Source organism: Curtobacterium sp. UNCCL17 (genome assembly GCF_000686685.1).
In the GTDB taxonomy this organism is placed as follows: domain Bacteria; phylum Actinomycetota; class Actinomycetes; order Actinomycetales; family Microbacteriaceae; genus Curtobacterium; species Curtobacterium flaccumfaciens.
The window spans coordinates 599,967-621,987 of sequence record NZ_KK366001.1; the positions used below are offsets into that span (position 1 = coordinate 599,967).

The 22,021-nt window shown below is 73.0% G+C and carries 10 protein-coding genes, 1 tRNA gene and 1 other RNA gene; 9 read left to right on the forward strand and 3 right to left on the reverse strand.

Annotated elements, in window-relative coordinates:
* Positions 1–143: 143 nt before the first annotated feature.
* A complete protein-coding gene (locus BR70_RS0112765; RefSeq protein WP_051596893.1) occupies positions 144–1,400 on the forward strand; it encodes a multidrug effflux MFS transporter in 1,257 nt (418 codons plus the stop codon).
* A gap of 41 nt (positions 1,401–1,441) precedes the next feature.
* Entirely contained in the window at positions 1,442–3,436 is a 1,995-nt protein-coding gene (locus BR70_RS0112770; RefSeq protein WP_027466387.1) for a helicase HerA-like domain-containing protein, read from the forward strand.
* Positions 3,437–3,506: 70 nt separating this feature from the next.
* Here the strand turns inward: BR70_RS0112770 and BR70_RS0112775 are convergent, their stop codons facing one another.
* Together BR70_RS0112775 and BR70_RS0112780 are read right to left on the reverse strand one after the other, a co-directional pair.
* Positions 3,507–4,148, reverse strand: coding sequence for a YdbT family protein (locus tag BR70_RS0112775; RefSeq protein ID WP_027466388.1), 642 nt, complete (start codon positions 4,146–4,148; stop codon positions 3,507–3,509).
* 301 nt (positions 4,149–4,449) lie between these two features.
* Positions 4,450–4,534: transfer RNA gene (locus BR70_RS0112780), tRNA-Ser, on the reverse strand.
* A gap of 121 nt (positions 4,535–4,655) precedes the next feature.
* Here BR70_RS0112780 and pta point away from each other — a divergent pair.
* On the forward strand, positions 4,656–6,764 hold the full coding sequence (pta, locus tag BR70_RS0112785) for a phosphate acetyltransferase (protein WP_027466389.1): 2,109 nt from the start codon (positions 4,656–4,658) through the stop codon (positions 6,762–6,764).
* A 49-nt stretch (positions 6,765–6,813) separates the two neighbouring features.
* Complete coding sequence (locus BR70_RS0112790; RefSeq protein ID WP_027466390.1) at positions 6,814–8,010, forward strand: acetate/propionate family kinase; 1,197 nt, start codon at positions 6,814–6,816, stop codon at positions 8,008–8,010.
* Positions 8,011–8,416: 406 nt separating this feature from the next.
* Here BR70_RS0112790 and BR70_RS0112795 read toward each other — a convergent pair whose 3' ends face one another.
* Complete coding sequence (locus BR70_RS0112795) at positions 8,417–9,091, reverse strand: SDR family oxidoreductase (protein WP_027466391.1); 675 nt, start codon at positions 9,089–9,091, stop codon at positions 8,417–8,419.
* A gap of 37 nt (positions 9,092–9,128) precedes the next feature.
* Here BR70_RS0112795 and ffs point away from each other — a divergent pair.
* From ffs to BR70_RS0112815, 5 genes are all read left to right on the forward strand, one after another.
* Positions 9,129–9,225: signal recognition particle sRNA small type (gene ffs / locus BR70_RS22875), an RNA gene on the forward strand.
* Positions 9,226–9,459: 234 nt separating this feature from the next.
* A complete protein-coding gene (locus BR70_RS0112800; RefSeq protein ID WP_155896880.1) occupies positions 9,460–17,061 on the forward strand; it encodes a choice-of-anchor G family protein in 7,602 nt (2,533 codons plus the stop codon).
* Positions 17,062–17,225: 164 nt separating this feature from the next.
* On the forward strand, positions 17,226–20,027 hold the full coding sequence (locus tag BR70_RS0112805; protein WP_027466393.1) for a DNA polymerase III subunit gamma and tau: 2,802 nt from the start codon (positions 17,226–17,228) through the stop codon (positions 20,025–20,027).
* Positions 20,027–20,626, forward strand: coding sequence for a recombination mediator RecR (gene recR, locus BR70_RS0112810; RefSeq protein WP_017888680.1), 600 nt, complete (start codon positions 20,027–20,029; stop codon positions 20,624–20,626). Before BR70_RS0112805 ends, recR begins: the two co-directional genes overlap by 1 nt.
* Positions 20,627–20,742: 116 nt before the next feature.
* The gene (locus tag BR70_RS0112815) at positions 20,743–22,008 is read left to right on the forward strand and encodes an aspartate kinase (protein ID WP_017888681.1); all 1,266 of its coding nucleotides are present in this window, start codon (positions 20,743–20,745) and stop codon (positions 22,006–22,008) included.
* Positions 22,009–22,021: the final 13 nt, after the last annotated feature.

The window sequence follows — 22,021 nt, forward strand, 5'->3', positions numbered from 1 at the left end:
AGCACGAGCCGCTTCACGCGGGCGGCCGGCACCGGCGGCGCCGAGCACGCACCGGCGACCGTAGGATGGTTCCGCGGACGAATCGATTCGATCGACCCGCGACCCCCCCCCCGCCACCCTCATCGTCGAAGGACTCCTGTCTCGTGACCGCGCCCGCCACCACCGGTTCGCTCCGGGTCGTCCTGCACCCGGGAGACTCGCTCTCCCGCGGACAGCGACTCGTCTACGTCTTCGTCCTGGGCGCCCTCACGGCGCTCGGTCCGTTCACGATCGACCTGTACCTGCCGGCGTTCCCGGCGATCAAGGACCAGTTCAGCGTCACCGACGGTGCGGTCCAGCTGACGCTCACCGCGACGACGCTCGGCTTCGCCATCGGGCAGCTCCTGGTCGGCCCGTGGAGCGACAAGGTGGGTCGCCGACTGCCGCTGATCATCGCGACGACGGTGCACATCGCCGCGTCGATCGGCGCCGCGACCGCGCCGGACATCGAGCTGCTCGCCGTGTTCCGCGTGCTGCAGGGCATGGGCGCCGCAGCCGGTGGTGTCGTCGCGATGGCGACGGTGCGTGACCTGTTCGGCGGCAAGCCGCTGGTGCGGATGCTGTCCCGCCTGGCGATGGTGAACGGCCTCGCGCCGATCCTCGCGCCGCTCATCGGTTCGCAGATGCTGCAGTTCACCAGCTGGCGCGGCATCTTCGTCTTCCTCGCCTGCTACGGCCTGGCGGTGGTGATCGCGTCGATCCTGCTCATCGTCGAGACCCTGCCGCCGGCCCGCCGGCACGAGGCCGGGCACTCCACCATCGGCCAGCGCTACAAGGCGCTGTTCTCCGACCGGATCTTCGTCGGCGTCGCACTCATCGGCGCCATGGTGTTCAGCGGGCTGTTCTCGTACCTCAGCGCGTCGCCGTTCCTGTTCCAGCAGGTCTACGGGCTCGACGCGCAGCAGTACGGGCTGCTCTTCGCCGTCAACTCGGTCGGGGTCGTCCTCGGTGTGCAGATCTCGTCGCGCCTCGCCCAGCGCGTCGGTCCGCAGTGGATCCTGGCGTGCTCCACCGCGACCCTGCTGCTGGCGTCGCTCGCGATCATCGTCCTCGACCAGCTCGGGGCCGGTCTGGTCGGCGTGCTGGTGCCGCTGTGGTTCTTCATCGCCGCGTGCGGGTTCTCGTTCCCGCTCGTCCAGGTCATCGGTCTCGCCGCCCACGGAAAAGAGGCGGGGACCGCCGCCTCGGTGCTCGGCGCCCTGAACTTCGGCGTCGCCGGGCTCATCTCGCCGGTCGTCGGTTGGCTCGGCATCACGACGGCCACCCCGATGGCGATGGTGATGGCGTCGACCGCCGCCGTCGCGATCCTGATGCTCTGGTTCGTGGTCCGCCCCCGGACGGTCCCCGCGCTCACGCACTGACGACCCGGACCGCCGCGCGCTCCGGTCCCTAGGCTGTGCCCATGAGCGACGCGACGGAGCGGGCACGGGCGGCTGCCGAGGCAGCGAGACAGGCCGCCGACGAGGCACGTCGGCTCGCCGACGAAGCGGCGCGGCGAGCCGAGGAGCTCGCCGCCGCACTGGCGGTGGAGGAGCAGACGGAGCGCACCGCCGACGCGGAACCCGCGGTCGTCGGGTCCCCACCACCCACCGGCCTGGAGGCGCGGCTCACGCCCGACGCGGAGCCCGCCCCTGCGGCCGCACCGGCTCCGACCACCCCTGCCGCGGCGGTCGAGGCGACCACCCCGGATCCGGTGGCGACGGCGGCGACCGGCGCCGCGCCTCCCGTCCGGGGTGGGACCGGACCGCTCGGACCGGACGCGGTCGCGGCGGTCCGTGACGGCTACGCCGTCGACGGCGGTGCGATCGAACTCGGTGCCCTGGTCAACGGCGCAGCGGTGCCCGAGGTGCAGGTCCGCATCCCGCTCGCGATGCTGAACCGGCACGGGCTGGTGGCCGGGGCGACCGGCACCGGCAAGACCCGCACGCTGCAGGTGCTCGCCGAGCAGATCGCGGCGAACGGGGTGCCGGTGTTCGCCGCCGACATCAAGGGCGACCTGTCGGGTCTGGCCGTCGCGGGGCAGGCGACCGACAAGCTGCTCGACCGCACCGCGGGCATCGGCCAGCAGTGGCAGGGCGTCGCGAGCCAGGCCGAGCTGTTCTCGCTGGGCGGGCAGGGTACGGGCGTGCCGATCCGTGCCACCGTCTCCGGGTTCGGGCCGCTGCTGCTGTCGAAGGTGCTCGGCCTGAACGACACGCAGGAGTCCTCGCTCGGCCTGGTGTTCCACTACGCGACGCAGCAGGGTCTGGCGCTGGTGGACCTCGACGACCTGCGGAGCGTGCTGACGTTCCTGGTGAGCGAGCAGGGCAAGGGGGAACTCGCCGAGCTCGGGGGCCTGTCGAAGCAGACCGCGGGGGTGATCCTGCGCGAGCTCGTCACCTTCGCCGACCAGGGCGCCGACCGGTTCTTCGGGGCGCCCGAGATCGACACGCAGGTGTTCCTGCGGACGGCGGCGGACGGGCGGGGGATCGTCAGCCTGCTCGAGGTGCCCGGTGTGCAGGACCGGCCGGAGGTCTTCTCGACGTTCCTGATGTGGTTGCTGGCGGACCTGTTCAACGAGCTGCCCGAGGTCGGCGACCAGGACGAGCCGAAGCTCGTGTTCTTCCTGGACGAGGCGCACCTGTTGTTCAACGGGGCGTCGAAGGACTTCACCGAGCAGATCGTGCGGACCGTGCGGCTCATCCGGTCGAAGGGCGTCGGGGTCTTCTTCGTGACGCAGACCCCGAAGGACGTGCCGAACGACGTGCTGGCGCAGCTCGGGTCTCGCATCCAGCACCAGCTCCGCGCCCACACCCCGGACGACGCGAAGGCGCTCCGGGCGACGGTGTCGACCTACCCGACGAGTGACTACGACCTGGGCGAGGTCCTCACGTCGCTCGCGACCGGCGAAGCGATCGTCACGGTGATGAACGAGCGGGGCGCACCGACCCCCGTCGCGTGGACCCGGCTGCGCGCACCCCAGGGGTCGATGGAGCCGATGCCGGCCGACGAGATGGCCGCGCGGGTGCAGGCCTCACCGCTCCTGTCGACCTACGGCACCCGCGTCGATCCGGACTCGGCGCGCGAGGTGCTCGCGCGCCGGATGGAGGCGGCGGCCGCTGCAGCCGACGCCGCTGCCGCAGCCGACGAGGCAGCTGCCGCCGCGGCGGACGCATCGGCGGATGCCCAGCAGGAGTACGAGCGGCAGCAGCGGGAGTTCGAGCGGGCCGAGCGAGCGTCGGACGCCCGGCGGTCCGGTCGGTCCGGCGGCTCCGGTCGGTCGGGCGGGACGCAGCGGGCCGGGACGCGGCGGTCCGCGGGGGACCCGCTGTCGGACCTGCTCGGCTCCGGGCTGGGCGGGACCATCGCGAAGGAAGTGGTGCGCGGGATCTTCTCGACGCTGCGGCGTCGGCGCTGATCGGTGCCGTGCTGACCGGTGCCGTGCTGACGGGTGCCGTGCGGTGGCCGCTGGCCGGTCCGCCGGTGGGTCAGGGGGCGTTGAGGCCGGCGAACTCGACGGCGAGCAACCCGCCGACGACCAGCACGACGAGGCCGCCGACGAGCAGGAACGCCGACCGCTGCTCGTACCAGGCGCGGCTCGTCGGGTAGCGCTTCGCGAAGGTGCGGGAGGAGACCGGCCGCGACTCTTCGACGACCTGCACGCCGAGCGCGTCGACCACCCGGTCGAGCCCGTCGTCGCCCCACACGTCGGCGCGGAGCCGGAAGAGGTGGGTGCCGGTCCGGTCGAACGCGACGAGTTCCCGCACGGTCCGGTCCACGGACGAGCCGAAGGTCGTGGCGAGCACCAGGCTGTGCACGCGGTCGCGGGGGATCCGACGGTGCGCCGTGAGGACGCCACGGATCGTCAGACCGTCGTCGTCGATCCCGATGAACGCGGTGTGCAGTCGGACGAACACGATGCCGACGGCCGCGGCCATCGCGACGACGATGCCGGCGAACACGGCCCACGTGCGGAACGGGAACGAGACCCAGACCAGGGCGACGGCGAGCGGCACGGCCGAGAAGGCGATGCTCAGCGCGGTGGAACGGACGAGGGACCGGCGCGGACGGAGGACCGTGTCGAAGACGGCGGGCCGCACGGGCACTGCGGGCACGGTGGTGTCCCCCATGGCGCGTCTCCTCGTCCCCTCGGGTGTTCCGGGCACGCTGACCAGCACGCCCTCCGAGCGACGCCCCTGCCGCTCGATGCACCGCGGTCGGCTCGTCCCGGAGCCGTTCGCTCGGCCAGCATAGGCGACCGACGGGTACCGGGGACAGCCCGTTCCACCCCTGGTCGGCGTTTCCCGGCCAACCGAGGGGGAACAGGGCACGCGTTCGTCCGCAGGGTGGGGGACCGATCGACTGTGGAACCACGAAGGACCCGCACCGATCGGTGCGGGTCCTTCGTGGGTGTTGCGGTCTTGCTCGCTGCGGAGAATGGGGGATTCGAACCCCCGAGGGCTTGCACCCAACACGCTTTCCAAGCGTGCGCCATAGGCCACTAGGCGAATTCTCCTGACACCGTCTCGCGACGGCGACACCCAATGGTACAGGTTCTCCGAGGTGCTCACGACCGCGTGTCGTCGGCGACGGTGCTCCCAGATGTCGTGACATGTGCGGCGACTACCCTGGGCCTCGTGTCGACCCGCATCTACATCACGTCAGCAGAAGGGCACACGGGCAAGAGCACCGTCGCCCTCGGTGTCCTCGAGACCCTCGCCCGGTCCGTCGGCCGCGTCGGCGTGTTCCGGCCCGTCGCCCGCTCGGTCGTCGAACCCGACTACGTGCTCGAGCTGCTGCTGCAGCACACGGCCGTCGGCATCTCGTACGACGACGCGGTCGGGGTCACCTACGACGACGTGCACGCCGACCCCGAGGCGGCGCTCGGCACCATCGTCACCCGGTTCGCCCAGGTCGAGCGGCAGTGCGACGCCGTCGTGGTGCTCGGGTCCGACTACACCGACGTGGGCAGCCCCACCGAGCTGTCCTTCAACGCGAAGGTCGCCGCGAACCTCGGCGCTCCGGTGCTCCTCGTGCTCGGTGGCCGCGACGCCGCCGAACGAGCGGCCCGCACCCCCGAGGGCATGGCGCAGGTGGCGGACGTCACGACGAGCGAGCTGCGGGCGGCACACGCACAGCTGTTCGGCGTCGTGGTGAACCGTGCCGACCCGGACGCCCTCGCCGCGATCGTGACGAGCGTCGAGCACGCCGTGCACGACGACCACCCCGACGTCCCGGTGTGGGCGATCCCCGAGGACCGTGTGCTCGTCGCCCCGACGGTCCGCGCCCTGCTGCAGGCCACCGGCGCCACCCTGGTCCGCGGTGACGACGCCCTGCTCGACCGCGAGGCCCTCGGCACCGTCGTCGCGGGCATGAGCATGGAGAACGTGCTGCCCCGGCTGATCGAGGGCGGCATCGTCGTCGTCCCCGGTGACCGGAGCGACGTCCTCATCGCCACGCTCCTCGCCAACCAGTCCGAGACGTTCCCGAGCCTGGCCGGCGTCATCCTGAACGGCGGGTTCGAGATCGCCCCGCAGGTGTCCCGGCTGCTCGAGGGCCTGTCGAGCTCGCTGCCGATCGCGCAGAACGACCTCGGCACGTACGACACCGCCCTCCGGATCACCCAGACCCGGGGCCGCCTGGCCGCCGACTCGCCCCGGAAGGCCGACCTCGCGCTCGCCCTGTTCGAGCAGCACGTCGACGCCGAGGCCCTGCGCGACCGCCTGCAGCTCGCCCCGTCCGGGGTCGTCACCCCGCTCATGTTCGAGCACGGCCTGCTCGACCGGGCGCGCAGCTACGGCAAGCGCATCGTCCTGCCCGAGGGCGAGGACGACCGCATCCTCCGCGCCGCCTCCACCCTGCTGCAGCGCCAGGTCTGCGAGCTGACGATCCTCGGCGACCCCGCGGCCATCCGCACGCGGGCCACCGAGCTCGGCCTCGACCTCGAGGCCGCGCAGCTCGTCTCGCCGTTCGACCCCGAGCTGCGTGAGCGCTTCGCCGAGGAGTACACCCGGCTCCGTGCCCACAAGGGGATGTCGATCGAGCTCGCCCGCGACACCGTCACCGACGTCTCGTACTTCGGCACGATGATGGTGCAGCTCGGGCTCGCCGACGGCATGGTCTCCGGCGCGAAGCACACCACCGCGCACACCATCCGGCCGTCGTTCGAGATCATCAAGACCCGTCCGGACACCTCGATCGTGTCGAGCGTGTTCCTGATGGCGCTCGCCGACCGCGTGCTCGTCTACGGCGACTGCGCCGTTATCCCGGACCCGACGAGCGAGCAGCTCGCCGACATCGCGATCTCGTCCGCCGAGACCGCGACCCAGTTCGGCATCTACCCCCGCGTCGCGATGCTCAGCTACTCCACCGGCGACAGCGGCTCCGGAGCCGACGTCGACAAGGTGCGCGCCGGCACCGCGTTCGTGCGGGAACGCCGGCCCGACCTGCTCGTCGAGGGCCCGATCCAGTACGACGCCGCAGCCGACCCCACGGTCGCGTCGACGAAGATGCCGGACTCCCCGGTCGCCGGCCGCGCGACGGTGTTCATCTTCCCGGACCTCAACACCGGCAACAACACGTACAAGGCCGTGCAGCGCTCGGCCGGCGCCGTGGCGATCGGCCCGGTCCTGCAGGGCCTGCGCAAGCCGATCAACGACCTGTCGCGCGGCGCCCTGGTGGGCGACATCGTGAACACCGTCGCGATCACCGCGATCCAGGCCGGCACCGCGACCGACGCGGCCTGACCGCCCGACCCGCACCGCGCCTCCAGGCCCGACAGAAAGTGACCACCCCGTGACCGCAGCCCTCGTCGTCAACTCCGGCTCGAGTTCGTTCAAGTACCAGCTCATCGAACTCGAGGACGAGCGCACGCTCGCCTCCGGGCTCGTCGAGCGCATCGGCGAGTCCGCCGGGGCCTGGAAGCACACCAACGCGCTGACGGGGGAGTCGTCGTCGAACGACGCCGCGTCGGTGCCCGACCACGCAGCCGGGTTCCAGGCGATGATCGACGCGTTCGCGAAGGTCGGGCCGTCGTTCGACGAGCACCCGCCCGCCGTCGTCGGCCACCGCGTCGTGCACGGCGGCACCACCTTCGACCGCGCGACGGTCGTCACGGACCAGGTCGAGCAGCAGATCGAGGACCTCAACAGCCTCGCACCGCTGCACAACCCCGCGAACCTCGAGGGGATCCGCGCCGCGAAGCAGGTCTTCTCGGACGTCCCGCACGTCGCCGTGTTCGACACCGCGTTCCACCAGACGATGCCGCCGCACGCGTACACGTACGCGATCCCCGCCGACCTGGCCGCCGAGTACGGGATCCGCCGCTACGGCATGCACGGCACCAGCCACAAGTACGTCTCCGAGCAGGCCGCGGAGTTCCTCGACCGGCCACTCGCCGAGCTCAAGACGATCGTGCTGCACCTGGGCAACGGCGCCTCGGTCGCGGCGATCGACGGCGGGAAGTCCATCGAGACCTCGATGGGGCTGACCCCGCTCGAGGGGCTCGTCATGGGCACCCGCTCCGGCGACCTCGACCCCGCGGTGCTCATCCACCTGCACCGCGAGGCCGGGATGACCTTCGACGAGCTCGACACCATGCTCAACAAGCGGTCCGGTCTGCTCGGCCTGACCGGCAACGGCGACATGCGGGACGTGCAGGACGCCGCCACCAAGGGCGACGAGCAGGCGGAGGCGGCGCTCGCCGTGTACCGCCACCGCATCCGTCGGTACGTGGGCGCCTACACGGCACAGCTCGGCGGGCTCGACGCGGTCGTGTTCACCGCGGGGGTCGGCGAGAACAACGCGCTGCTGCGGCGCCGCGTGCTCGCGGGGCTCGAGCACCTGGGCATCGAGATCGACCCGGACCGCAACGAGCTGGCGTCGCGCGACGCCCGCCGCATCTCCACCGACGGCTCACGGGTCGCGGTGCTCGTGATCCCGACGAACGAGGAGCTCGAGATCGCTCGGCAGTCGGCCGCGGTCGCGCTCTGACGCGTGGCGTCGCACGTGCCGTCGCGGCGTCGCGGCGTCGCGGCGGCACGGTGCGGTGTTCGTCGGTGGGTGCGGGGCTGCCTGCTGGGTGCGCGCTTGCAGCGCGGCACGGGGCGCGGAAGCCCGCACGGGGTGAGCAGGTGCGCACGGTGCGGACGGGAGGCGCGGGGCGGGCTGGCTCCGTGCCTCCCGTCCGTCCGTGGGTTACGTCCACCGCACGGTCCGGTGTTCGTCGGTGGGTGCGGGGCTGCCTGCTGGGTGCGCGCTTGCAGCGTGGCACGGGGCGCGGAAGCCCGCACGGGGTGAGCAGGTGCGCACGGTGCGGACGGGAGGCGCGGGGCGGCACCTTCGGCGAGGAGCCCGCACGGGGAGACGAAGCGCGCACGGTGCGGCCGGCGCCGACCGGTCAGGTCAGGGCGCCCAGCGCCGCCGGGATCGGGGTGTCGCCGCTGGTGACCTCGAACTGCACGCCGACCGCGGCGTCGTCGAGCAGGGCGTGCAGGACGACGGTCGCGACGTCCGCGCGGGGGATCGAGCCGCGCGGGACGGTCCGGCCGACGTGGACCGTGCCCTGCGGCGGGGTGTCGAGCAGGCCGCCGGGACGCACGATCGTCCAGCGGAGGCGTCGGGCCCGCAGGTTCGCGTCCGCCTCGGCCTTCGCCCGCAGGTAGACCTGGAACACCGCGGCGTCGTCCTGCGCGGGCACGACGGCGAGCTCGGGGTCGTAGGTGTCGGCCGCCATCGCGGAGATCATCACGTAGCGCTCGATGCCGGCACGCTCGGCGGCGTCGGCGAGCAGGATCGCACCGTCACGATCGACGGTGAGCTTCCGCTCGGCGCCGCTGTTCGGCCCGGCACCGGCGGCGAACACCACGGCGTCCACACCGCGCAGGCGGAGCGCGAGGTCGTCGTCGCCGAGCTGCTCCAGGTCGGCGACGATCGCACGCGCCCCCTGTTGCTCGACGTCGGCCACGTGCGCGGGGTTGCGGACGATCGCGACGGCGTCGTGGCCGGCGTCGGTGATCTGGCGGGCGAGGAGCAGGGCGATCTGGCCGTGTCCTCCGGCGATGGCGATCTTCATGTGTTCGAGTCTGCCCGTCGCGTCCGGTAGACTTATCGGCGGCTCCTCACGTGACGCCATCCAGGCCAACTCCCCCAGGGCGGAAACGCAGCAAGGGTAACCAGGCTCTGGCGGGTGCGTGAGGAGTCTTCTTCGTTCCGGGTCGAGTCAGCTCCCCGGTGTCGCCCCCCCCGTTCGGGAGGTCTCGCGTCCTTTTTCTTCGATGCTTGCGGACAGCTTCCTGATCATGTGTAAAGATCTGCCTCAGGAATCCCCAACCAGGATTCCGACCCTCCACCGCCTCACCAGCGGAGGAGCCTCCACCGCCTCACCAGCGGTGGATTCCGAGGATCAGGTGGCGGGCGCGCCCGCCAGGAAAAGAGACACGCATGCGCAGGCACGCGTCGCTGCCCGGTACCCCCGTACCCTCCGCAGCGGACGAACGGACACGACGGATCACCCGCGCCGACGGCCGAGCTCGAGGACGAGCGACGGACGGTCGGCGGCTCCTCCTGCGCGGCGGCGTCGTCGCTACGGTGACGGCGCTCATCGCCGCCACCGTGGCGATCCAACCCGCTGCGGCCGCCCAGACCGACGTCGCCGAGGCCGAGGGGCTGCTGCTCAGCGGCTCCGGCATCGTGAACGCCGACGCGGTCGCCCAGCTCGGCGGCGCGTACTCCGCGCGGGGCGCGAGCTCCGGCGGCGGCACCACGAACCAGCCGCTCAACCTGACGGCGCTCAACGCGGTCGGGGTGGACCTCGGCAACGACGTCGACCTGCTCGGCCCGAACGGCATCCTGACCCTCGGCGTCGACGGTCAGTACGCCACGACCTCGGCCTCGGGCGCGACCGCGTCGTCGGGGCTCCTGACGAACGACGGCGGCATCGGGGTCGGCACCGGATCCGGCACCGGCGCCGCGACGGTCAACCTCAACCCGCTGTTCTCGCGCGTCGGCGCCGACACCACGGTGCTGTCGAACGCGCAGCTGCGGGTCGGGGCCCTGGCGTCCCGGATCCAGGCGACGCGCGGCACCACGGTCGGGACGACGACGGACTACCGGATCGCCGGCGCGGACCTGAACCTGACGAGCCCGGCGGTCGCCGGACTCAGCACCGCGCTCCGGAACGACCTGCGCACCTTCTCGGGCACGGTGAACTCCGCGGTCGGTGCCGACGGCGCGCTGTCCGGCACGACCACGGCGCTGACGAGCGAACTGCAGCGGCTCCTCCGCACGACGAGCCTCGGACTCGTGAACGTCAACGGAACGACGGTCACCGCGACCGTCGACCTGAACCTCGACGACACCCTGACCCGTGTGCTGCAGCAGCCGCTCACGGACGGTGCGGTGACGATCACCCCGTCGACCGGCGCGATCACGGTCGACCTCGACCGGCTCACCACGCTCAACGGTCAGCCCGCGAACACGTCGGTGCTGACCGAAGCGGCCGTGAGCTCGATCAACCGGAGCATCACGACGATCCTCGGTACGCAGCTGCCGACGGCGCTGCAGACCGCGGTCGTCAACACGATCAACTCGACCGCCGTGCGGGTGAACGTCACCGCGAACGTCAACCTCGCGGGCATCCCGCTCACCGCACTGGCCCTCCGCGCGGACACCACGCTCGGCGCACTCGCCGGCACGTCGCCCGCCGCCGCCACGGTGACGGCGACCGGTGGCCCCCTCGGGCTGAACGTGCTCGGCACCCTGCTCGCCCCGGCGGTCAACACCGTCGTCATCCCGGCACTGCAGACCATCGTGCGTCCCCTGGTCACGGGCACGGCCCTGACGAACCTCGGCGCGACGCTCACGGCGACGACCTCGGCCGTCTCCACCCTGCTGAGCCCCGTCGTGCTGCTGCTCCGTCAGGTCGTCGACCTCACCGTGAACGCGCAGGACACCACCGGCTTCCGCGACCCCCGCGGGTACGACACCGGATCGCGGAGCGTGCACGCCCTGCGGCTCTCCGTGCTCCCCGGGGCGAACGTCGCCACCGTGGACCTCGCCACCTCGACCGTGCGCGCCACGGCGTTCGCGGCTCCGACCATCACGGCGCCCACGGCCGGACAGCAGTTCACCGTGCCGTCGGCGACCTCGACCCGCAGCGTCGTCGTGAGCGGTGCCGGCGAGCCCGGCGGCACCGTCGCCGTCAGCCTCGGCGGGGACCGGACCGGCACCGCGACCGTCGCTGCCGACGGTGCCTGGACGACGACCATCGCCGACGTCCCCACCGGTTCGTACACCGCGACCGCGACCCAGACGGTCGGCGGCACCGCGGCGGGCACCGCGACGCAGGACTTCTCCGTCGTGGCCCAGCGCGCCCTGACGATCACCACCCCCACGGCCGGTCAGACCTTCACGACGACGGGGGAGACCGCCCCGGTCACCCTGACGGGCACCGCGACGGCGAACGCGCGCATCAGCGTCGACCTGGGCGGCGGCGTGACCGCGACGGGCACGGCGGACGACGCCGGCGCCTGGAGCGTCACCGTCCCCGAGGTCCCGGTCGGCGAGCAGACGGCGAGCGTCACGCAGACCGTCGGCGACACGACCTCGGCACCCGTGACCCGGTCCTTCCGGGTCGTGGCCGCGGCCGGCCTGACCGTCGACACCCCCACGGCGGACCAGGACTTCCCGCTCGCCGGCGACACCCGGTCCGTCCCGTTCTCCGGCAGCGCACAGGCCGGTGCCCGCGTGGACGTCGACCTCGGTGACGGCCTGACCGCCAGCACCCGCGCGAACGCCGACGGCACCTGGTCGACGAGCGTCACGGACGTCCCGGCCGGGGAGTACTCGGCCGAGGTCACCCAGACCGTCGGCGGCACCACGAGCGCCCCGGTCACCCGGGACTTCACCGTGACGGCGGCCCCCGCGCTCACCATCGACGAGCCGGCCGACGGCAGCACCATCACCGTCGCCGACGAGAGCTCGACCACCCCGGTGACGGTGTCCGGCTCGGCCGCCCCGAACGCTCGGGTCACCGTCGGCATCGGTGGTTCGTTCGCCGCCGCGGTCACCGCCGACGAGGACGGTGCCTGGACGACGACCTTCGCCGACGTCCCGGTCGGAGAGCGCACCGTCACGGCGCGGCAGAGCGTCGACGGCACCACGTCCGGCCCGGTGGAGACCACCTTCACCGTCGAGGCGGGCGACCCGCTCGCGATCACCTCGCCGGAGGACGGCGACGTCGTCACCGTCCTCGACGCCGACACCACCACCGACCTCGACCTGGCAGGCACGGCCGAGGCCGGCGCCGAGGTGCGGGTCTCGCTCGGCGACGGACTGACCGCCACCACGACGGCCGACGACGACGGCACCTGGACGCTGACCGTCACCGACGTCCCGGCCGGTCGGTACACGATCTCGGCGACGCAGACCGTCGGCGGGACCACCTCGCCGGCCGTCCGCCAGGTCGTCACGGTGCAGGCGGGCGCCCAGCTCGCCGTCACCGCTCCGGCGCAGGACGCCACCGTCACGGTCGCCACCGACGACTCCGTCGTCGACGTCACCGTGCGGGGCACCGCGCAGCCCGGCGCCCGCATCGAGGTCGTCCTGGACGACGGCGACGCGGTGTCCACGACGGCGAACCCGCAGGGCGCCTGGTCGGTGGTCCTCACCGACGTCGGCACCGGCGACCACACCGCGACGGTCACCCAGACCGTCGACGGTGCGACCTCGGCACCGGTGGACCGTGACTTCGCGGTCGAGGCCGGCGACGAGCTCGTCATCGTGGCACCGGGTGACGCCCAGCAGGTGCCCGCCGGCACCGGCGGCCAGGCCAACGTGGTCGTCCGCGGCACCGCGGAGCCCGGCGCGACCGTCGTCGTCACGATCGACGACGGCGACCCCGTCGAGGTCGTCACGGACACGGCCGGCAACTGGGAGCTCCCGACCACGCAGCTCGGCATCGGCGAGCACACCGTCGAGGCCGTGCAGACCGTGAACGGCACCGACGGCCCGGTGGTCACGCGTGACTTCACCGTGGTCCCCGGCAACGCCATCGTCATCGACACCCCGGCGAGCGGCGCACGCTTCGTCGTGGTCGACGCCGACGCCACCGCGACCGTCCGGATCACCGGCACGGCCGAGCCCGGCGCCGCGGTGACCGTCTCGGTCGGCCCCGGCACCCGGTTCACCACCACGGCTGACGACGACGGGCGGTGGGCGGTCGACGCGACCGGTCTCGCCCCGACCGGCGTCTACACGGCGTCGGCCAGCCAGGAGGTCGAGGACGTCGTGACGAGCGCCGTCCCGATCACCTTCGAGGTCGTCACGGCCAACGCGCTGACGATCACCGGTCCGGACACGGACCCGATCTCGGTCGCAGGCCCCGACGTCGAGCGCGACGTCACGGTCACCGGCACCGGCCAGCCCGGCGCCGCGGTCACGGCGACCCTCGCCGGCTCCGAGGACCAGGAGACGACGGTCGGTGCCAACGGCACGTGGTCGGTCACGTTCCCCGACCTCGGCGTCGACGCGCACCAGGTCACGGTCACCCAGACCCTGGCCGGCACCGTCTCCGACCCGCGCACCTCCGACCCGGTCGGGCGCACGGTCACGATCGAGGCCGCCGAAGCCGTCACGATCACCGCACCGGGGACCGACGCGGTCCTGCTCGTGCCGGACGCCGACGCCACGCGCGACGTCGTGGTCACGGGTTCGGCGGAGCCGGGCGCGCCGGTGACGGTGCGACTCGGCGACGACGAGGCGACCACCACCGCGGACGCGGACGGCGACTGGACGGTCACGTTCGGCGGGGTCGGTGTCGGCACCCCGACGCTGACCGCCAGCCAGACGGTCGGCGGGACCACCGCCTCCAGTCCGGACCAGACCGTCACGGTGCGGGCCGGGACCGCGCTCACCATCGTGACCCCGGAGGACGGCGACGTCCTGACGGTCGCCGACACGTCCGGAACCGCCGACGTCGAGGTGACCGGGCGGGCGCAGCCCGACGCCGAGGTGACGGTCCGGATCTCGACCGGCGAGACCGAGACGGTGACGGCGGACGAGGACGGCCGGTGGGAGACCACCTTCCAGGACGTCCCGGTGGGCGACCACCGCGTCACCGCGACGCAGGTCGTCGGCGGACAGACCTCGACGCCGGTGACGGCGGCGGTGTCGGTCCGTGCCGGAGCCCCGCTCGTCGTGTCCACGCCGCGGGGTGCCACCACCGTCACGGTGGCGGACGACGACGCCACCACCGGGGTCGACTTCGCCGGCACCGGTGAGCCGGGCGCGACCGTCACGGTCGACCTCGGCGACGGTGGGAGCGCCACGGCGACCGTGGACGAGGACGGCCGCTGGGCGACCACGGTCGAGGACGTGCCGACCGGCTCGTTCACGGCCTCGGTCACGCAGGCCCTGTACGGCACCACGAGTGCGGCGGTCGAACGACCGGTGTCCGTGGTCGCGGCTGCCGACCTGGTCATCCGTGAGCCCGGCGACGACCCGATCACGGTGGCCGACGGTGACGCGACGACGACCGTGACGGTCGCCGGTGACGCCCAGCCCGGCGCCACGGTGACGGTCACCGTCGACGACCGCGACCCCGTCGAGGTCACCGCCGGTGACGACGGCTCGTGGAGCGTCGACGTGCCGGACCTCGGTGTCGGCGAGCACACCGTCGAGGTGACGCAGACCGTGGACGGCTCGACCTCGACCACCCCGGTCGAGACGACGTTCGAGATCGAGGCGGGCGCACCCGTCGTCATCACCGAGCCGACGGCCGACCAGGAGTACACGGTCGCCGACGGGGACGGCACGACGACGGTCGACGTCGCCGGCACCGCCGAGCCGGGCGCGACCATCGTGGTCGACCTGGGCGACGGTCGCACCGAGTCGACCACCGCGGACGACGACGGCGCCTGGAGCGTCTCGGTCCCCGGTGTGCCGGCTGGCACCACGACCGTCAGCGTCACGCAGCGCATCGACGGCACCGAGTCCGCGCCGGTGACGGTGGACGTCCGCGTCCTCGTCGCCGACCCGATCACGATCGCCACCCCGGCGGACGGGACCACGATCCGGGTCGCCCAGCGCGACTCGCTCGCGACCCTCACCGCCGCGGGGGCCGCCGAGCCCGGTGCCGAGGTTCGTGTCACGATCGACGGCGGCGACGCCCGGACCGTGACCGCGACCGACGCCGGCACCTGGAGCGTCGACCTGCCGGACACCGCCGTCGGCGAGCACACGATCCGTGCGACCCAGACGGTCGACGGCTCGACGTCCGCAGCGGTGCGCAGCACCTTCACCGTCGCACCCGGTGCGGCGCTGACGGTCACCGCCCCGGCGGACGACGCCACGTTCACCGTGCCGAGCACCGACCCCACCGCGACCGTCCCGGTCGGCGGCGAGGGCCAGCCCGGCGCGACGGTCCGCGTCGTCCTCGACGATGCCGACCCGGTCGTGGTCCGTGTCGGCACCGACGGACGGTGGGAGACCACGCTGGTCGACGTGCCCGCGGGCGAGCACACGCTCGTCGTCACCCAGGTCGTGAACGGCACGACGTCCGATGCGATCGAGCGCGACGTGACCGTCGTGGTCGCCGCCGCGGACGCGATCGTCGTGACCAGCCCGGCCGACGGCGCCGACCACCGGGTGCTCGGCGGCTCGACCGACGTGCGCGTGACCGGTACCTCCGCACCGAACGCCACGGTCTCGGTCCGCATCGACGACGGCACCGCGGTCACCACGACCGCGGACGACGACGGTGCGTGGTCCGTGACGGTGCCGGACGTCACCGAGGGGACCCACTCCATCGCCGCCAGCCAGACGGTCGACGGTGCCACGACCGACGCCCCGCGGGTCGGCTTCACCGTGACGGCCGCGACGCCGGTCGTCATCTCGAGCCCGACCGACGGCCAGGCATTCCCCACCACGGGGTCGACGACGTCGGTCCCGGTGAGCGGCACCGCCGAGCCCGGTGCGACCGTCACGGTCGACGTCGACGGCCGGAGCGCGACGACGACCGCCGGCGACGACGGTTCGTGGACGGTCACGATCGGTGGCGTCCCGCTCGGGGACCACACGGTGTCGGTGACGCAGACGGTCGGCGGTCGGACCTCCGACCCGGTGACCGCCGACGTCACGGTCGTGGCCGCGCAGGAGACGGGCATCGTCATCACGAGCCCCGACCCCGGGCAGCTGATCCAGGCGGACGGCTTCGGGGACACCGGATCGTTCACGGTGACCGGTCAGGCCACCCCCGGCGCCGCGGTGACGGTGACCCTGTCCACCGGGCAGGTCCGCACCACCACCGCCGACGACGAGGGTGCGTGGAGCGTCGCGTTCGAGGGCGTCCCCGAGGGGGAGTGGACGATCAGCGCCACGCAGTCGGTGAACGGCACGACCTCGGCGGCGCCGCAGGTGCCGATCGTGGTCGACACCCTGGAGCCGCTCGCGGTCACCTCGCCGACACCGGGTTCGCAGTACACGGCGGACGAGGACGGTGACCACGACCTGATGGTCACGGGTACCGCGGAGCCCGGCGCGACCGTCACCGTGCAGCCGATGGGCCGCGACGCGGTCGCCACGACGGCGGACGAGGACGGCACGTGGTGGGTCATGGTCGGGCTGCCGGTCGGCGGGCACATGCTGCGCGTCACCCAGTCGGTCGGCGGGTTCACCTCGCAGGCGCAGATGCTCCGCGTCATGGTGATGGACGACGCCGTCGACCCGGAGGAGCCGGGTACGCCCGGTACGCCCGGTACGCCCGGTACGCCCGGAACGCCCGGTACGCCCGGGCTGCCCGGCACGCCGGGGACCGGCGGGGGCTCCGGGAGCGGCATCGGGACCGGCAACGGCATCGGCGGTGGCTCCGGCAACGGCACCGGCACCGGGATCGCTGGCTCCGGCAACGGCACCGGTGACCTCGCCTGGACCGGCGCGGACGTCGTCCCGATCGCCGGCACCGCGGCGGGCCTGGTGGCCCTCGGGTTCCTGCTGCTGGGGCTCTCCCGCCTCGCCCGTGGGTTCCGTCGCCGCACCCGCGGCTGAGTCCGCACCAGCGTCACACACCGCGCCTCCCGCCCGTCGACCAGACGGACGGGAGGCGCGGTGCCGTCCGGGCGCTCGGCCCACCGCCTGTGGGTGGTCCGGCCCGGCGGGACGACCTGTGGACGGGCACGCGGGTTGTCGGTCGTGACGGCTACCCTTGTCGCGTGGTCACCGCCCTGTATCGCCGTTACCGGCCCGAGAACTTCGCCGAGCTGATCGGGCAGTCGCAGGTCACCGACCCGCTCCGCACGGCGCTCCGCACGAACCGCGTCAACCACGCCTACCTGTTCAGCGGCCCGCGTGGCTGCGGCAAGACGACGTCGGCCCGCATCCTCGCGCGCTGCCTGAACTGCGCCGAGGGCCCGACCGACACACCCTGCGGTGTCTGCCCGAGCTGCGTGGAACTCGCCCGCGACGGCAGCGGCTCGCTCGACGTCATCGAGATCGACGCCGCGAGCCACAACGGTGTCGACGACGCGCGTGACCTGCGCGACCGTGCCGTGTTCGCCCCGGCCCGCGACCGCTACAAGATCTTCATCCTCGACGAAGCGCACATGGTGACGCCGCAGGGCTTCAACGCGCTGCTCAAGCTGGTCGAGGAACCCCCGGAGCACGTCAAGTTCATCTTCGCGACGACCGAGCCCGAGAAGGTCATCGGCACCATCCGGTCGCGCACCCACCACTACCCGTTCCGGCTCGTCCCGCCCGCGGTGATGCTCGAGTACATCGAGCAGCTCTGCACGCAGGAGTCCGTCTCGGTGGCCCCCGGCGTCCTGCCCCTGGTGGTGCGTGCCGGCGGCGGATCCGTCCGTGACACCCTGTCCCTGCTCGACCAGCTGATGGCCGGCAGCGAAGACGGTGCGATCGCCTACGAGCGCGCCGTGGCCCTGCTCGGCTACACCGACGCCGCCCTGCTCGACGACGTCGTCGACGCCCTGGCCGTCGCCGACCCGGCGTCCGCGTTCGCCGCGATCGACCGTGTCGTGCAGACCGGACAGGACCCCCGCCGCTTCGTCGAGGACCTGCTCGAGCGCCTGCGGGACCTGATCGTCGTCGCGGCGACCAACGAGAGCGCCGCCGCGGTCCTGCGCGGGGTCTCACCGGAAGAGCTCGACACCATGAGCCGCCAGGCCGGGGTCTTCGGCGCGACCGGGCTCTCCCGTTCCGCCGACATCGCGAACCGGGCACTCACCGAGATGACCGGCGCGACCTCGCCCCGGCTGCACCTCGAACTCATGACGGCCCGGATGCTCGTGCCCGAGGCCGACGACACCCAGCGCGGGGCCCTCGCCCGGGTGGAGCGGCTGGAACGCCGTGTCGGGGTGGGCGACGCCGGTGGGCACGACGCCGGTGGACACCAGGCCGGCGCCGGCGAGCAGTCCGCTCCCGCCGTCGCCGCTGCACCGCGTCGTGAGCAGCCGGCAGCCGCGGCTCCTGCTCCCTCCCTCGCCCCGTCGCCCGCTCCGGCAGCGCCTCGCACGACGCCCGAGCGTCCCGTCGAGCAGCCCGCCGCGCCGCAGGCCGACTCCGGAGCCGTGGCTCGTGACGCCGCAGCGTCGTGGGCAGCGGTCGCTCCGAGCACCCCTGGAGCACCCGCGCAGACCTCGGCCGAGCCCGCGAAGTCCTCGGCCGAGCCCGCGAAGTCCGAGCCTTCGAAGCCCGCTGCCGAGCCGGTCAGTCCGTCGTCCACCGGTCAGGGCACGACGATCGGTGACGAGCCCGCCGTCCGGACCGTCGGTGCCGTCGGCTTCCAGCAGATGCGCGACTCCTGGCCGCAGATCGTCGAGCACGTGCAGCACGCCAAGCGTTCGGCGTGGTCGGTGGTCGTCACGGCGCAGGTCACCGCGCTCCGCGACGACGTGCTGACGCTGACGTTCCCGAGCCAGCAGGACGTCGCCTCGTTCAAGGAGATGTCCGACCCCTCGGCCAGCGTCAGCGAACTGCTCCGCGCCGCCATCGTGGACGTCCTCGGGCTCCGCGTGAAGTTCGTCGCCCGCGGGCCCGGACAGCAGCAGCGTCCCCAGCAGCAGCAGCAGCCGGCTCCGGCGCAGCAGGCCGCACCGGCCCAGCGTCCGGCCCCCGCCGCGCAGGCGCCCGCCGCCGCGAGCCCGGCTCCGGAGCCCACAGCACCGGAAGCCCCGGCGCCGGCGTCCGCTGCCGCCTCCACGACGACGGCCGCCCCTGCCACGGAGCCGAAGGCCGCGTCGGCAGCACCCGAGTCGACGGCAGCCCCTGCGCCGACGGCAGCGCCGGCGCCGAAGTCCGCGCCAGCGCCGAAGTCAGCGCCGAAGTCCTCGCCGGAGCCGAAGGCAGCGCCGACCGCGTCCGCGCCGCAGCGCGACCAGGCACCGGCCGAGCCGACCCCCGCTCCCTCCGGTGCACCGGTGACGGACTGGGCAGTCGCGACCATCCCCGCCAGCGACCCCACCGCCGACGCCGTCCCGGAGTCCGTCGAGCCCAGCTGGGCGGCACCCTTCGGCACCGTGCCGGCATCCGCGCCGGTCGCCCCCGCCGAGACGAGCACGCCCCAGCCGACCGAGCCGGCGCCGTCGGCCGCACCCGCGCGACCGCCCGGTGCCACGGCCGGGCAGCCCGACCAGCCGACCACCCCGGGTCCGCAGGCGGCGTCCGGAGCGTCGGTCGTGCCTCCCGGCGGTCCCGTCGCGCCGGGCGTACCGGTCGACGACTACCCGCTCGACGACGAACCGTACGACGACGGCGCACCGTTCCCCGACCCGGGGATCGGACGCGGTGCAGCGCCAGCAGCACCCGCAGCCGCGGCGCCGGCAGCCCCGGCGCAGCAGGCCGCACCGCAGCGCGCGGCCCAGCCCGCCGCCGCTCCTGCGCGCACCGCACCGCCCGCGCGCCGAGCCCCGGTCGCCGGCCGGTACGGCGAGGCCGTCGTGCGTGAGATCCTCAACGCCCAGTTCATCGAGGAGACCGCTCTCCACCAGGACGGTGCCTGATGTACGACGGGATCGTCCAGGACCTCATCGACGAGTTCGGCCGCCTGCCCGGCATCGGACCGAAGTCGGCGCAGCGCATCGCCTTCCACATCCTGCAGACCGAGTCGTTCGACCCGAGTCGTCTGTCCGAGCTGCTGGCCGACGTCAAGGAGCGGGTCCGCTTCTGCGAGATCTGCGGCAACGTCACCGAGAACGTCCAGTGCAGCATCTGCCGTGACCCGCGTCGCTCCCCGGCCACGATCTGCGTCGTGGAAGAAGCGAAGGACGTGGCGGCGATCGAGCGCACCCGGGAGTTCCGTGGGCTGTACCACGTGCTCGGCGGGGCGATCAGCCCGATCGACGGCATCGGACCGGACGACCTCCGCATCCAGCAGCTCATGACGCGCCTGGCCGACGGCACCGTGGCCGAGGTCATCATCGCGACTGACCCCAACCTCGAGGGCGAGGCGACGGCGACCTACCTCAGCCGGCTGCTCGTCCCGATGGGCATCCGCACCACGCGGCTCGCGTCGGGGCTGCCGGTCGGCGGCGATCTGGAGTACGCGGACGAGGTCACGCTCGGTCGTGCCTTCGAGGGGCGCCGCGTCGTCGGCGGCTGACCCCCACGCAGGATCCTTGCGTCGGGGCCCGCTCGCACGCAACATCCCCGAAACACCGACTACCATTGTGAGACCGCGTGACCTCGCGGTGTCGCCGTCTCCGGGAGTACCAGCCAGTGGCCTTGATCGTGCAGAAGTTCGGTGGTTCATCCGTCGCGGACGCCGAGAGCATCAAGCGCGTGGCGAAGCGGATCGTCGAGACGAAGAAGGCCGGCAACGACGTGGTCGTGGCGGTGTCGGCGATGGGCGACACCACCGACGAACTCGTCGACCTGGCGCACTCCGTCACGCCGATCCCCGCCGGCCGTGAGCTCGACATGCTCCTGACCGCGGGGGAGCGCATCTCGATGGCGCTGCTCGCGATGGCGATCAAGAGCCTCGGGGTCGAAGCGTCCTCCTACACCGGCAGCCAGGCGGGCATGCTCACCGACGCCCAGCACGGCAAGGCCCGCATCGTCGACGTCACCCCGAAGCGCGTGCGCGAGGCGCTCGACTCCGGCCACGTCGCGATCGTCGCCGGGTTCCAGGGCTTCAACCGCACCACGGGCGAGATCACCACGCTCGGCCGCGGCGGCTCGGACACCACGGCCGTCGCCCTCGCCGCAGCACTCGACGCCGACGTCTGCGAGATCTACACCGACGTCGACGGCATCTTCACCGCCGACCCCCGTGTCGTGCCGAAGGCCCGCAAGGTCGACCGCGTCACCAGCGAGGAGATGCTCGAGCTCGCAGCCTCGGGTGCCAAGGTCCTGTACATCCGCGCCGTCGAGTACGCCCGGCGGCACGGCGTCACGCTGCACGTCCGGTCCTCGTTCAACAACAACGAGGGCACCATCGTCTACAACCCTGCCGAGGGGGAAACCGTGGAAGAACCGATCATCACCGGGATCGCCGGAGACCTCTCCGAGGGCAAGATCACCGTCGTGGGGGTCCCGGACCAGCCGGGCAAGGCCGCCGAGATCTTCACCAACGTCGCGCGCGCCGGGGCGAACATCGACATGATCGTCCAGAACGTGTCGGCGGCGTCGACCGGGCGGACGGACATCTCGTTCACCCTGCCGAAGGACCAGGGCCAGACCGTGCTGACGGCGCTCGAGGTCGCGAAGGCCGACATCGGCTACGAGAGCATCCAGTACGACGACCAGATCGGCAAGCTCGCCCTGGTCGGCGCCGGGATGCGCACGAACGCCGGTGTCTCGGCGCAGCTCTTCCGCGCCCTGCACGACGCGTCGATCAACATCGAGATGATCTCCACCTCCGAGATCCGCATCTCGGTCGTCACCCGCGCCGACACCCTGAACGAGGCGATGCGCGTCGTGCACAGCGCGTTCGGCCTCGACGCCGACGCCGAGGCCGTCGTCTACGCCGGCACCGGCCGCTGACGCCCGCTGAACC

Bases quoted from the DNA above. Each gene is read 5' to 3' on its own strand.
- BR70_RS0112770 (WP_027466387.1), top strand. From the start codon at position 1,442: ATGAGCGACGCGACGGAGCGGGCACGGGCGGCTGCCGAGGCAGCGAGA.
- BR70_RS0112775 (WP_027466388.1), bottom strand. From the start codon at position 4,148: ATGGGGGACACCACCGTGCCCGCAGTGCCCGTGCGGCCCGCCGTCTTC.
- BR70_RS0112795 (WP_027466391.1), bottom strand. From the start codon at position 9,091: ATGAAGATCGCCATCGCCGGAGGACACGGCCAGATCGCCCTGCTCCTC.
- BR70_RS0112800 (WP_155896880.1), top strand. From the start codon at position 9,460: ATGCGCAGGCACGCGTCGCTGCCCGGTACCCCCGTACCCTCCGCAGCG.
- recR (WP_017888680.1), top strand. From the start codon at position 20,027: ATGTACGACGGGATCGTCCAGGACCTCATCGACGAGTTCGGCCGCCTG.